Origin of the sequence: Rhodococcus wratislaviensis, assembly GCF_900455735.1 — a bacterium.
GTDB classification, from domain to species: domain Bacteria; phylum Actinomycetota; class Actinomycetes; order Mycobacteriales; family Mycobacteriaceae; genus Rhodococcus_F; species Rhodococcus_F wratislaviensis.
On sequence record NZ_UAUI01000001.1, the window covers coordinates 247,719 to 258,792 of the forward strand.

The 11,074-nt window shown below is 66.2% G+C and carries 18 protein-coding genes; 12 read left to right on the forward strand and 6 right to left on the reverse strand.

Translation table 11 applies throughout. From position 1 onward, the window contains the following. Positions 1 to 5: 5 nt before the first annotated feature. From DTA22_RS01055 to DTA22_RS01095, 9 genes are read left to right on the forward strand one after another with little or no spacing between them, the layout of a single operon-like run. Positions 6 to 1,157, forward strand: coding sequence for an SRPBCC family protein (locus DTA22_RS01055; RefSeq protein ID WP_112298833.1), 1,152 nt, complete (start codon positions 6 to 8; stop codon positions 1,155 to 1,157). After that, positions 1,154 to 1,570 (forward strand): gas vesicle protein GvpJ, encoded by a 417-nt coding sequence (gvpJ, locus tag DTA22_RS01060; RefSeq protein ID WP_112298244.1) that lies wholly within the window; start codon positions 1,154 to 1,156, stop codon positions 1,568 to 1,570. Before DTA22_RS01055 ends, gvpJ begins: the two co-directional genes overlap by 4 nt. Next, positions 1,570 to 2,358: a GvpL/GvpF family gas vesicle protein gene (locus DTA22_RS01065; protein ID WP_112298245.1), complete on the forward strand. Its 789-nt coding sequence runs from the start codon at positions 1,570 to 1,572 to the stop codon at positions 2,356 to 2,358. The genes gvpJ and DTA22_RS01065 overlap by 1 nt, the downstream gene beginning before the upstream one ends. Before the next feature lie 3 nt (positions 2,359 to 2,361). Next, positions 2,362 to 2,616, forward strand: a complete 255-nt coding sequence (locus tag DTA22_RS01070; RefSeq protein ID WP_112298246.1) for a gas vesicle protein GvpG — start codon at positions 2,362 to 2,364, stop codon at positions 2,614 to 2,616. A 6-nt stretch (positions 2,617 to 2,622) separates the two neighbouring features. Beyond that, the gene (locus tag DTA22_RS01075; protein WP_037233798.1) at positions 2,623 to 2,913 is read left to right on the forward strand and encodes a gas vesicle protein GvpO; all 291 of its coding nucleotides are present in this window, start codon (positions 2,623 to 2,625) and stop codon (positions 2,911 to 2,913) included. Next, on the forward strand, positions 2,910 to 3,317 hold the full coding sequence (locus DTA22_RS01080; protein WP_112298247.1) for a gas vesicle protein: 408 nt from the start codon (positions 2,910 to 2,912) through the stop codon (positions 3,315 to 3,317). Before DTA22_RS01075 ends, DTA22_RS01080 begins: the two co-directional genes overlap by 4 nt. Beyond that, complete coding sequence (locus DTA22_RS01085) at positions 3,304 to 4,083, forward strand: GvpL/GvpF family gas vesicle protein (protein ID WP_037233802.1); 780 nt, start codon at positions 3,304 to 3,306, stop codon at positions 4,081 to 4,083. Before DTA22_RS01080 ends, DTA22_RS01085 begins: the two co-directional genes overlap by 14 nt. A 4-nt stretch (positions 4,084 to 4,087) precedes the next feature. Further along, positions 4,088 to 4,297, forward strand: a complete 210-nt coding sequence (locus DTA22_RS01090) for a gas vesicle protein (protein WP_112298248.1) — start codon at positions 4,088 to 4,090, stop codon at positions 4,295 to 4,297. After that, on the forward strand, positions 4,290 to 4,622 hold the full coding sequence (locus DTA22_RS01095; RefSeq protein WP_037233807.1) for a gas vesicle protein K: 333 nt from the start codon (positions 4,290 to 4,292) through the stop codon (positions 4,620 to 4,622). Before DTA22_RS01090 ends, DTA22_RS01095 begins: the two co-directional genes overlap by 8 nt. Positions 4,623 to 4,642: 20 nt before the next feature. Here the strand turns inward: DTA22_RS01095 and DTA22_RS01100 are convergent, their stop codons facing one another. From DTA22_RS01100 to DTA22_RS01110, 3 genes are all read right to left on the reverse strand, one after another. Then, complete coding sequence (locus DTA22_RS01100) at positions 4,643 to 4,837, reverse strand: CsbD family protein (protein ID WP_112298249.1); 195 nt, start codon at positions 4,835 to 4,837, stop codon at positions 4,643 to 4,645. A 98-nt stretch (positions 4,838 to 4,935) separates the two neighbouring features. Further along, on the reverse strand, positions 4,936 to 5,994 hold the full coding sequence (locus tag DTA22_RS01105; protein WP_112298250.1) for an S-adenosylmethionine:tRNA ribosyltransferase-isomerase: 1,059 nt from the start codon (positions 5,992 to 5,994) through the stop codon (positions 4,936 to 4,938). Next, positions 5,991 to 6,701, reverse strand: coding sequence for an SDR family NAD(P)-dependent oxidoreductase (locus DTA22_RS01110; protein WP_112298251.1), 711 nt, complete (start codon positions 6,699 to 6,701; stop codon positions 5,991 to 5,993). The genes DTA22_RS01105 and DTA22_RS01110 overlap by 4 nt, the downstream gene beginning before the upstream one ends. Positions 6,702 to 6,887: 186 nt before the next feature. Here DTA22_RS01110 and DTA22_RS01115 point away from each other — a divergent pair, with 186 nt between their 5' ends. Further along, entirely contained in the window at positions 6,888 to 7,208 is a 321-nt protein-coding gene (locus DTA22_RS01115; protein WP_112298252.1) for a hypothetical protein, read from the forward strand. 15 nt (positions 7,209 to 7,223) lie between these two features. Here the strand turns inward: DTA22_RS01115 and DTA22_RS01120 are convergent, their stop codons facing one another. Continuing rightward, a complete protein-coding gene (locus tag DTA22_RS01120) occupies positions 7,224 to 7,814 on the reverse strand; it encodes a class I SAM-dependent methyltransferase (RefSeq protein ID WP_112298253.1) in 591 nt (196 codons plus the stop codon). Positions 7,815 to 8,022: 208 nt separating this feature from the next. Here DTA22_RS01120 and DTA22_RS01125 point away from each other — a divergent pair, with 208 nt between their 5' ends. Next, positions 8,023 to 9,057 carry a Gfo/Idh/MocA family oxidoreductase gene (locus DTA22_RS01125; RefSeq protein ID WP_112298254.1) on the forward strand — a complete coding sequence of 345 codons (1,035 nt, stop codon included), beginning with the start codon at positions 8,023 to 8,025 and terminating at the stop codon, positions 9,055 to 9,057. 35 nt (positions 9,058 to 9,092) lie between these two features. On the opposite strand, the gene DTA22_RS01130 is transcribed toward DTA22_RS01125, so the two are convergent. Beyond that, positions 9,093 to 9,899 carry an alpha/beta fold hydrolase gene (locus DTA22_RS01130; RefSeq protein ID WP_112298255.1) on the reverse strand — a complete coding sequence of 269 codons (807 nt, stop codon included), beginning with the start codon at positions 9,897 to 9,899 and terminating at the stop codon, positions 9,093 to 9,095. Between the two features lie 324 nt (positions 9,900 to 10,223). On the opposite strand from DTA22_RS01130, the gene DTA22_RS01135 reads away from it, so the two are divergent. Next, a complete protein-coding gene (locus DTA22_RS01135) occupies positions 10,224 to 10,508 on the forward strand; it encodes a hypothetical protein (RefSeq protein ID WP_245973256.1) in 285 nt (94 codons plus the stop codon). Between the two features lie 67 nt (positions 10,509 to 10,575). On the opposite strand, the gene DTA22_RS01140 is transcribed toward DTA22_RS01135, so the two are convergent. Further along, complete coding sequence (locus DTA22_RS01140) at positions 10,576 to 11,052, reverse strand: DUF6194 family protein (RefSeq protein ID WP_112298256.1); 477 nt, start codon at positions 11,050 to 11,052, stop codon at positions 10,576 to 10,578. Between the last annotated feature and the right edge of the window lie 22 nt (positions 11,053 to 11,074).

An 11,074-nucleotide genomic window follows, 5' to 3' on the forward strand; every position in this document is an offset into this window, starting at 1 on the left:
TGGCGATGACGAGCGCCGCGAAGAAACTACAAGAGGCCGTACCGGGTGACGGCAACGGATCGTCCAGCGTGCTGCAGGAGGCAATGCAGAGACTGGTTGGCACGGTCGCAGAGAAGGCACTGTCCTCGGTCTCGGACAAGGTGACGAACACCTCCGGGCGGCTCACCGACTACGCCGAGAACGGCGGCGAAGGAGGGCTGCTTGCCGCCCTCACCGGTTCCGAGAAATCGGATGACGATGAGTCACCGGACAAGTCCGACACCGGTGGCGGCTGGTGGGAGGGTGCCAAGCAGACGGTCAAGGACAAGGCGTCCGACCTCAAGGACGCGGTCACCGGCGGTGGTGGTGGCGGTAGCGGCAAGGGCAAGAAGCTGAAATTGACCAACATCGTCGAAACGATCGATGTCGGGGTCCCGGTTCAGCTGGCCTATAACCAATGGACCCAATTCGCCGACTTTCCGTCGTTCATGAAGAAGGTCGAACGGGTCGAGCAGGAATCGGACGAAAAGCTCGAGTGGAAGGCGCAGATCTTCCTGTCGCACCGAACCTGGGAAGCGTCGATCCTCGAGCAGGTTCCCGACGAGCGGATCGTGTGGCGCTCGAAGGGCGCCAAAGGTTTCATCGACGGTGCGGTGACGTTCCATGAGGTGACCCCGGATCTCACTCGCATCGTTCTGATTCTCGAGTATCACCCGAAGGGGTTGTTCGAGAAGACGGGAAACCTGTGGCGTGCGCAGGGACGCCGAGCACGGCTGGAATTGAAACACTTTGCACGCCACGTCATGACGCAGTCCGTTCTCCATCCCGACGACGTCGAGGGCTGGCGCGGAGAGATCCGGGACGGCGAGGTAGTCGAGCCCGAAGAGGACGAAGCGCAGCCGGAGGAGTCGGAAGAGCTCGAGGAAAGCGACGAGGCCGAGGGCGAGGAGCCCGAGGACGAAGAAGCTGAGGAGACCAACGAGGACGAAAACGAGGAAACGGACGAGGACGCCGACGAGGAGGAAGAGGAAGCAGAAGCACCACCGCCGCCGAAACGCCGAGGTCGCCCGCGCAAGACCGCGGCTGCCGCTGAGGACCAGGCCCCGAAACGGCGAGGTCGCCCGCGTAAGACTCCGGCCGCGAAGACCGCCCGCTCGCGACAGGGAGCACGGCAATGACGTCGATTCAACCGGCGGGGGGAGGCGGCGGTGGCGGAGTCAGCGGCGGTCCCAGCTCGAGTAGCCTCGCCGACGTCATCGACACCATCCTCGACAAGGGCCTGGTCATCGACGCCTACGTGCGTGTCTCGCTGGTCGGCATCGAATTGCTGACCATAGACGCACGCGTCGTGGTCGCCAGTGTCGATACCTACCTGCGGTTCGCGGAGGCCGTGAATCGGCTCGAGATCGGCAGTGGCGAGCCGAAGGGCCTTACAGATCTGGTTGGGGACGTCACCGAGGGAGGCGCCAAATCGAAGACCAAAGGCGCACTCGAGTCCGCCGGTGAGAAACTCGGCGACATCCTCGGCGGCGGGCAGGAAGAACCTGAGCGCGAACGTGTTTCGCGCAAGTCCACACGAGGTGACAAGTGATGTCTACGTCGAAACAGAGCAGCGACTCGGCCGAGGAGCCGCGCACCAGAGGTGTCTACGTGTACGGCATCGTGCCCGCGGACGTGCAAGCCGAAGAGGACGCGGTCGGCGTGTGTGACGGACCGGTCAGCATCGTCAAGCACGGCGACATCGCAGCGCTCGTGAGCGAGATCTCGGTGGACAGGCCGCTCGGCAAGCCCGAGGACCTCCGAACCCATGCGCACGTGCTGGACGGCACGTCGCGTGTGGCGCCGGTACTCCCTCTTCGTTTCGGGGCGGTCATGACCGATGAAGAGGCCGTCGAGGAGGAATTGCTCGCAGCACACGCCGACGAGTTCGCCGCGGCGTTGGAGGAACTCGAGGGACGCGCACAGTACGTCGTGAAGGGGCGCTACGTCGAGAATGCGATCCTTCGTGAAATCATCGAAGAGAACGAACAAGCGAGCAAGCTGCTCGGCGCGATCCGCGATCAGCCCGAGGAGACCACCCGCGACGCCCGGATGGCGCTCGGCGAGATCGTGAGTAACGCCATCGAGGCCAAGCGGGACGAAGACACCCGCACGGTGGTCGGGGCGCTCGACTCGCTGTCCGTTTCGGTCAACGTCCGGGAGCCGACTCACGAGGAGGAGGCCGCGCAAGTGGCCGTCCTCGTCGAGGTTGCCCGCCAGGAAGAGCTCGAGAAGGCGGTGGGAGAACTCGCCGAGCAGTGGGACGGCCGAGTCGACATGCGCCTGCTCGGACCGCTCGCCGCCTACGACTTCGTGGTGACGCAGAAGCCGGAGGGCTGACCGATGGGTCTGCTGTCGTTCATCGCCACGCTGCCACTCGCCCCCGTTCGTGGGGTGATCTCGCTGGCCGAGTTGATACAGCGGCAGGTCGAGGAGGAACTCCACAACCCCGCGAGTGCGCGGCGCGCGCTCGAGGAGCTGGAGGACGCCCGCGCGGCAGGCGAGATCTCCGCCGAGGAGGAAGAGCAGGCCCAGCAGGCCATTCTCGACCGAATGACCGGAACGGCACGGCCGTCCTCCGGTACGGAGAAGGAGTGACAGGCGATGGCAGAAGAGCAGCCACCTCCGTTGCCGGCACCCGAGATCGCCGAGATCGCCACGCGTGACATTGCGCAGTTGACCGGCAGGAAACCGCTGGGTGCGACATCGGTCATGCCGACCGACGACGGCTGGGCGGTGGAGGTGGAGGTAGTCGAGGATCGGCGAATCCCGTCGTCGACCGACATGCTCGCGTTGTACGAGGTGGTGCTGGATCTCGACGGAGAACTGTTGTCCTACCGCAGAACCCGCCGCTACGTGCGCGGCGTCGGCGACGGCGGGAGCGCGCAGTCATGACCATCGCCGGTGGCGGTACGAGCAACCTTCCGCAGAGCTCGGGCGGCGGAATGGGTGGCGGGCATCAGTCGACGAATCTCGGCGAGATCCTCGAGCGGGTGCTCGACAAGGGCCTGGTGATCGCCGGGGACATCCAGGTCAATCTGCTCGACATCGAACTGCTGACCATCAAGGTGCGACTGGTGATCGCGTCGCTGGAGACCGCGAAGGAGGTGGGTATCGATTGGTGGGAGCACGACCCCTGGCTGACCGGCAGGAACAGCGACGTCGAACTCGAGAATCGGAAGCTGCGGGAGCGGATCGCCGAACTCGAGTCGGACAGGTCGGTTCGCCCTGCCGTCGAGGCAGCCGAAACGGTCGAGGTGGAGGCGGAACGTCAGGAGCCCGGCGATGACCGCGGATGACGGTGTCTGGCTCTACGTCATCACCACCGACAGCGTCGGCGCCGCACAACTCGCCGGAGTCACCGGCGTGGCCGGCGAGCCGGTCCGCGCGGTGGCGTCGGCGGGGCTCGTCGCGGTGGTGGGGACGGTGAGCCTGAGCGAATTCGGGCAGGAACCTCTGCAGCGCAACCTCGAGGACCTCGACTGGCTGGCCGCCACCGCGAGAGCACACGATGCCGTGGTGGCTGCCGTGGTGCGCTGCGGTCCCACCGTTCCCTTGCGGTTGGCGACCCTCTACCTGGACGACGATCGCGTTCGCCTCCTCCTCGACGAACGACAGGAGGAGTTCGCTGCGACGCTGCGCCGGGTGACAGGACGAAGCGAGTGGGGTGTCAAAGCGTACGGAGACGCGAAGGCCCTGGCGCAGAACGCGAAAGAGGAGCCTTCCACGACAGGCACGGCGGGAAAGGGGACCGCGTATTTACTGCGTCGTCGTGCGGAGTTGAGCGCTCAGCAGGACGTGGAACGTAGCGCGGCCGGCCACGCGGAGGAAATTCACGCCGCGCTCCTGGGCCATGCCGTCGACGGGCTTCGACGGCAAGTCACCGATCCGGTACTGACCGGTAAACGGGCCTGGATGATCTTCAACGGCACCTACCTCGTGGACAACGAGCGGGTCGACGACTTCGCTGCGCTGGTTACGGCACTCGACACCGAACGCCCGGGCGTCACACTGGATCTGACCGGACCGTGGCCGCCGTACTCATTCGCCGGGATCGACGGGTGAGCCCATGAGCGAGATGGTCCCCGCGGACGACACTCGCCGCATCGCGCTCGTCGACCTCCTCGACCGGGTGCTCGGCGGTGGCGTCGTCATCACCGGTGAGATCACTCTGTCGCTCGCCGACGTCGACATGGTCCGAATCTCGCTGCGCACACTCATTGCATCGGTCAGCGCGCTCGTCCCCGACCCGGTCGGGGAGGAAACCGCCGATGACTGAGTCCGAGCCCGTCGATTCGGACGCACCGACCGACTTCGGTCGCCGTGTTCTGCCGCAGCGAATCGACGCCGATCCCGAATCCGTCGAGAAGGGCCTGGTCACCCTGGTCCTGACGATCGTCGAACTACTACGCCAATTGATGGAACGGCAGGCGATCCGCCGAGTCGAGCACGGCGACCTCAGCGATGAGCAGATCGAACGCATCGGCACGACGCTCATGCTGCTCGAGGAGCGAATGGCAGAGTTGCGTGAGCATTTCGATCTCCTGCCGGAGGACCTGAACATCGACCTCGGACCGCTGGGACCGCTGCTGTCGAACGAGTAGTCCGGCTCACCCGGTTTCGATCAATGTTTGAGGACGTTCTTGATCTTCTTGCCCGCGTCCTTGACTTTGTCTCCCATCTGCTTGGCGTTGCCCTTGGCCTGCTCCTTGCTCCCCTCCGCCTCGAGGTGGGCGTTCCCGGTGGCCCTGCCGACCGCCTTCTTGGTGGCGCCTTCGGCGGTTTCGACCTTGTGCCGGATCTTCTTTCCCATGTTCATGACGACGTCCTGTCCTCCGTGACCCCTTCTGATTGCCGAGGTCACCAGTTTCAGTCAACTCGCCCGCAGAGCCTCTGTCGAGAACCTCGATCGCGCCGTCACCGTCGCAGCAAGAGCGCGCTGTCTCCGAACTCGTGCCACAGGTAACCGCGTGCAAGCGCCTCGTCGTAGGCGTGGCGGACGGCGCCCTCCCCCACCACCGATTCGAGCAGCATCAGGTGCGACGCCCCCGGTGCGTGCCAACCCGTGATCAGGCCGTCCACCACCCGGGTCGGCCTCCCCGCACTCAGCACCAGGTCCGTCCAGCCGGCGCCCGCCACCGCCATACCGTCCGAAGTCGCCTGCGTCTCGAGGGCCCTGGTCACGGTGGTGCCGACCGCGATGACGCGGCCACCGGCGGCACGCCGGTCGTTGACCAGCTGTGCCGTCTGCTCCGGCACCTCGTACCGCTCCGGGATCGGCGGCTCCCCACGCTCCGGCGAGGAGACACCCGTGTGCAGCAGGATCGGCGCCATCACCACCCCCGAGGTCGCCAGATCGGTGACCATCGGATGGGTGAACGGCCTCGCAGCGCTGGCCATCTCGGCGCTTCCACCGGTGCGGCCGAAGATCGTCTGGTACGACGGCAGCGGCCAGCGGTCGTGGACATACGCGTAGGTGATCGGACGGCCCGATGTGGCGAGCAGTTCCGCGGCTACGTCCTTGACGCCGACGATCGAGGCCCGCCACAGCCTCGTCGAGCCGACGGGCCACGGTTCCATGAGCGTCGCGACAACGCCGCGCGGCAGAATGATCCGCGTTTCCGCCGCGACCGTGTCGAGGGCACCGGAGACCGGCCCCGGCGCTCGCACCTCGACCGCCCAGTCACCGTCGCCGAGGTCGGTGGAGAAATGCACGACCACGGGTCCTACGGCGTCGACGGTCCCGTCGACCGCCGCGGCCAACGTCGACGACGCGTTCACCACCACCACGTCGCCCGGCCTGAGAAAGCGCGGTAGGTCGTGAAATCTGGTGTGCTCCACTCGTCCCCGATCGGACACCAGAAGCCGCACCGCGTCGCGCAGCAGCCCCCGGCTCTCCGGTGGACCGCTCGCCTCCAATCGCCGAGGCAGCACGAACCGGAACTCGGCCGCGGATGCGACGCGTGCGCCGGTCACGACGACACCACCGTGTTCGCTGCGACCGCGAAATCCGACGCACGGTACCGGCCGCTGGGCGGGCTCGTGTCGAACAAATCCAGCAGCGCCGGTACCACGGTCTCCGGGTCGGGCCGATCCGAGATGTCCTCGCCGGGGAACGCCGCCTGGTGCATCTCGGTGCGCATGTCGCCGGGATCGAATGCGTAGACCGCGAGGCCGGGCTCCTCGACCGCCAGCACCGCGGTTGCGTGGTCGAGCGCCGCCTTCGCAGCCCCGTACCCGCCCCAGCCCGCGTAGGCCTCGACCGCGGCATCCGAGGAAATGTTGATCACGGTCCCGCCCGCGTTCCGCACATATTCGATCAGCGCGGCGATCAATGCGAGCGGGGCCAGCACATCGGTCGCGAAGACCTGCGCCAACGCGTCCTCCGGATACCGGGCGAGGGTGGGCATCGGGCTGGGTCCGAGCGCGCTGGCGTTGTTGAGCAACAGGTCCAGGCGCCCCCGCGCCGCTATCTCCTCGCCGATGCGCTCGCGCTGCCGCGGATCGGTCACGTCACCGGGGAGCGCGGTGATGGTGTGTGCCCGAGCGGCGACCCGATCGAGCGGTTCGACCCGCCTGCCGGTGACGATCACCTCCCAGCCGCGTTCCGCGAGCGCGAGTGCGCTCGCCCGTCCCAGCCCTGCCGATCCCCCTGTGATCAGCGCCGTCCTGGTGTCGTTCATCGCAGACTCCTTGCCTCCAGTGACATCTGCGACCATGGTGAAACCTAAAGTCCACTTCATGTCAAGGACGCAGGTCCAGCCGGCCGCCTGGCCGGTTCCCGGCGCGCACGCACAGGGGTGGGATTTCAGGATGGAGCGGACGATAATTGGGGTCCCTACCGTGAGACGAATCGAGAGTGACTTCGCATGGACACATTCGCAGTGCGATCGGCGGTCGCGGCGACCGCCGCACTCGCCATCTTTTCAACACCCGGTGTCGCGGCCGCGGCACCGAACCTGCACGGGGATCCGAAGACGCCGGGCACACAGGTTCAGGTCGAAAGCGAACCGGGCGATTCGAACAGCTACACGTGCGGGGCAGTCGGCGTCGCGGGGGCCGGAGTCGGGTCGAATTCCTCCGGTGGCGCCGGTCAGGTCAACGGCGCGTACTTCGGTCCCGGCCCCGTCCAGGGCGGCTGCGTGGGTAGCGACGGATCGGTCTACTTCCCGACGGGTAACGCCGAATGACGGCACGCCCGAACGCTAGATCCTCTCAATGGTGGCGAACCAGGCCGGTGCGCCGCCGTCGTGGAATCTCGTCTCGATCCGGTCCGGTTCGATGGCGACGACCTTCCATCCATCGCTGGGGTCGAACGCCGCTCTCAGCTCCTCCCGGCTGACGGGGTGCGGGCTGGCATCGGGACCATTGTCGCTGAAGCACAACACATATACGGTTCCGCCGTGTTCGGTCACCGACGCCACACTCGCCACGTAACGGGGTCGCTCGTCGGCGTCGAACGTGTGGAACAGTCCGCAGTCCAGCACGGTCTCGAACCGGCGGCCGGTGTGTTCCAACCGGAACGCGTCGGCCAGCGCGAACTCGACCTCGATCCGACGGTCGTCGGCCTTCTCCCGGGCGATCGCCAGTGCCGTCTCAGCCACGTCGACGCCCAGCACCTGCAATCCCAGTGAGGCGACGTGAAGGGCGTTCTCGCCGGTCCCGCAGCCCGCATCGAGCACCGCTCCGGCGAATCCGCCCTCGGACGCCACCCGCACGATCGCCGGCTGCGGCCTGCCGACATCCCACGGCGCAGGCCCCTCCTGGTAGGACGCATCCCACGACCGTCCCGTCATCCGTTCGTGACTGGTCGGGCGCCGACCATTGAACGGATCGTCGGCCAGGGGTCCTGATCGCTCCGACAACTTCGTCGCCTCCCTGCAGCTGATCGTGCCACCTCATCTTGGCACGGCACTGCGCTGTTCTCGACCCTCGACACCACGACTGCCCGCACTACAATTTGCTGAAATAGATTGTTCGGATGTCTTAACATATAATCTGGACATGAGCGTAAAAATCGGAATCGTCGGGTACGGGCTGGGCGGCCGGTACTTCCATGCACCGTTCGTCGACGCGGCCACGGGAATCACACTGGGCGGCATCGTGACCCGCTCCGCCTCCCGTGTCGCCCAGGCTGAAGCGGACTTCCCTGGAGTGCCGGTGTTCGCGAGCCTCGGCGAGGTCATCGACTCCGGCGTCGATGCCGTCACGATCACCACCCCGCCGCAGACGCGGCGCGAGCTCGTACTCGAGGCAATCGGGCGGGGCGTGCACGTGATCGCGGACAAGCCCTTCGCGCCGGATGTCGAGACGGCCCGCGAGTTGGTAGCAGCCGCAGACCACGCCGGCGTGCTGCTCAGCGTCTACCACAACCGTCGATACGACGCCGACATCCGCACGCTGATGTCGGTGTTGCCGCGACTCGGCGACATCTGGCGTATCGAATCCCATTTCGACCTGGACGGCGCCGACACGCTCGAATCCGGCCCGACCGGCGGGTTGCTGCGAGACATCGGCGCACACGTCGTCGACCAAATGCTGTGGTTGTTCGGTCCGGCAGAGAGGGTCGACGCCCACCTCGATCATGTCGACCGCCCGGAGGGGCGCACCGACGCCGGTTTCGTCGTCAACATCGCACACCGCAGTGGGGTCTATTCGAGCGTCTCGTCGAGCAAGGTCAACCATCTCGAAGGGCGGCGGCTGCGCGCATTCGGCAGCTTGGGCAGCTACGTGGCGGACGGTACGGACGTACAGGCGCAGGCCCTGTTCGCGGGGACACGGCCCGTCGACGATCCCACCGGATGGGGATACGAGCGACGCGAACGGTGGGGCGTCCTCCACACCGCGGATGGCGCGGAAACGGTCCCGTCGCAACGGGGTGCGTATCAGGACTACTACACGGAATTCGCGGCCGCAGTTGCCGGCACCGGCGAGCAACCGGTGCCGGCCCGTACCGCGCTCGGCACCATCGCGGTGTTGGCAGCGGCTCGGGAGGCCGCCGAGAGTGGCAGCACAGTCATCGTGCCGTCCGTCGACTGACGGCGATTGCGGCGGCACTCGCGTCGCGTCCGGGCTCAGGATGCGGAGTCGAGAAATCCGGCGACAGCCTTGTTCACGGAATGTGGTCGCTCCATGTTCGTCGCGTGGCCTGCGCGCGGGACGACGATCGACGCTCCGTTCGGTGCGAGTGCTGCAGCCGCTGCGGCGTGTGCCGACGGCCAGAACTCACTGTCGGAACCGGCAACGAAGAGCACGGGAAGATCGCACGAACGGATCGTCGAACGCCAGTCGCATTTCGCATGATCGTTCAACAGGGCGAGTTCCGGTGACGACAGTTCCCGGTCGACGCGGCCCATCGCGGTGAGCAAGCGGACCAACCGCATGCCGCGTTTCCAGATCGGGGTGCCGTGGCCGGTCGAGGGAATCCCGTCCGCAAAGAACGTGTCGACGGCGTCCTGGTCGTAGCCGTAGAACCCATACGCCCACTCCGGTGCATTGAGCATCCGCGGAGTCTGATCGACCACAACCGCCGCACGAAGCCGCACCGTGCCGTACGTGTCGATGTACGACCAGATCGTGTTCCCACCCATCGAGCCTCCGATTATCGCCGCACCTTGCAGATCGAGTTTCTCGATGAGTACGTGGACAAGTTCTGCGCGTGTCTGCATCGTTGTTCCGTGCGGCATGGCGGGAGCCGTCCCGTGGCCTGGCAGATCCACAGCTATGACGCAGTGACCGGCCTGGATCAGCGACGGGATCTGATAACGCCACGACGTGGCCGGGGCCGTGAAACCCGCCAGCAGGATCACGCACGACGACGAGCCGCCGTCACCGTGCACGGTGTAGTCGATTCGATCCCCGTCAAATTCGATGGATGGCACTGCTTCTCCTGTCGCACTCGCGAGTCCCGGCTGACACGCCATGGTGCGCGTCTGCGGTTACTGCGACGGTAGTACGGCCTGGGGGATCCCTCCATGGAGGACTTCTCCACAACGAAAGGGTTTCCCTGTGGATCGACCCCCGAAGGTCCGTCGGTGCCGCCGTCCACGAAATTCCCGGACCGTCGGGTGTAACGTTCCGGGCTCTCGCAGACACCATTCGAGTAGCTGTGGACGTTGGGCCCACGCATTCGAACAGGACACTACGAAATGCACACCTCACTTCCCCACTCGGAGATTTCATACGCGACGAATCCTTCAGCCGCCGTGAGCCATCTCCCTCGAATCCCCCTGCGAAACCGATTCGCCACGGCCGCCGTCGCCGCCGCGCTCGCCGTCATCCCTCTCGGAGGCGCCACCGCCATCGCGACAGCGGCCGAACACCCCGTCACGACAGTCGCCGCACCCACCATCCCCGGCGACCGCGGTGACAACGGTGACGGCCCCCGCCACGACCGGCAACGCGACCAACGGCAAGAACGCAGGGACCAGAGCATGACGCTCGACGAACTCCTCGTCGGATGGAACAGCAGTCGGATTCACCAGATGTGACGACGCGCGGCGGAACCGAGGACGACGCCGGTCTTCGTCATCCTCGGTCCCACATGCCTTTCTCGAGTCAGCCTGGAGTGGATTCCGATCGTCGCTCATAGCGCGAGCGAGCCATCGTATGCGCCCGGCACAGCAACTCTCGCGTGACTTCGCCGGTGCGTGCGCCCGGGTCGATGACCGCCAGCCAGGCCAGGGAGCCATAGACGGGATGCGCGATGACGGTGTCGGGCGCACCGGCGTCGAGGTCGGCGACGCCCTGCTCTCGCGGTGCGCGGCCGGTTGCCTCGATGAACGCCTCCTTCCCGGCACGGATGTTCACCCGGAACGCACCCGCGCGGTCCAGACCCGAGCTTTCGTCGCCGGGGTAGTTCTTGGTGACGATCGTGGCAAAGGGCTGGGTCCTGTCGGGAACGATTCGATCCGGCGCGTAATAGAAGAAAGTGTCACCCCAGCTGATCTCCGGCGAACCGTCGCCGGGTGCAGGCCTGAGCGTCAGAACGTCGCCGAGGCCTTCGACGAAGTCGATGATGTCGTCCATGGTCATAGCTTCCAGCGTTTCATTAAAG

Coding starts and splice junctions, on each gene's coding strand:
- DTA22_RS01095 (WP_037233807.1), top strand. CDS start 4,290: ATGACTGAGTCCGAGCCCGTCGATTCGGACGCACCGACCGACTTCGGT.
- DTA22_RS01085 (WP_037233802.1), top strand. CDS start 3,304: ATGACCGCGGATGACGGTGTCTGGCTCTACGTCATCACCACCGACAGC.
- DTA22_RS01090 (WP_112298248.1), top strand. CDS start 4,088: ATGAGCGAGATGGTCCCCGCGGACGACACTCGCCGCATCGCGCTCGTC.
- DTA22_RS01140 (WP_112298256.1), bottom strand. CDS start 11,052: ATGACCATGGACGACATCATCGACTTCGTCGAAGGCCTCGGCGACGTT.
- DTA22_RS01120 (WP_112298253.1), bottom strand. CDS start 7,814: ATGACGGGACGGTCGTGGGATGCGTCCTACCAGGAGGGGCCTGCGCCG.
- DTA22_RS01070 (WP_112298246.1), top strand. CDS start 2,362: ATGGGTCTGCTGTCGTTCATCGCCACGCTGCCACTCGCCCCCGTTCGT.
- DTA22_RS01110 (WP_112298251.1), bottom strand. CDS start 6,701: ATGAACGACACCAGGACGGCGCTGATCACAGGGGGATCGGCAGGGCTG.
- DTA22_RS01125 (WP_112298254.1), top strand. CDS start 8,023: ATGAGCGTAAAAATCGGAATCGTCGGGTACGGGCTGGGCGGCCGGTAC.
- DTA22_RS01055 (WP_112298833.1), top strand. CDS start 6: ATGACGAGCGCCGCGAAGAAACTACAAGAGGCCGTACCGGGTGACGGC.
- DTA22_RS01080 (WP_112298247.1), top strand. CDS start 2,910: ATGACCATCGCCGGTGGCGGTACGAGCAACCTTCCGCAGAGCTCGGGC.
- DTA22_RS01115 (WP_112298252.1), top strand. CDS start 6,888: ATGGACACATTCGCAGTGCGATCGGCGGTCGCGGCGACCGCCGCACTC.
- DTA22_RS01075 (WP_037233798.1), top strand. CDS start 2,623: ATGGCAGAAGAGCAGCCACCTCCGTTGCCGGCACCCGAGATCGCCGAG.
- DTA22_RS01100 (WP_112298249.1), bottom strand. CDS start 4,837: ATGAACATGGGAAAGAAGATCCGGCACAAGGTCGAAACCGCCGAAGGC.
- DTA22_RS01065 (WP_112298245.1), top strand. CDS start 1,570: ATGTCTACGTCGAAACAGAGCAGCGACTCGGCCGAGGAGCCGCGCACC.
- gvpJ (WP_112298244.1), top strand. CDS start 1,154: ATGACGTCGATTCAACCGGCGGGGGGAGGCGGCGGTGGCGGAGTCAGC.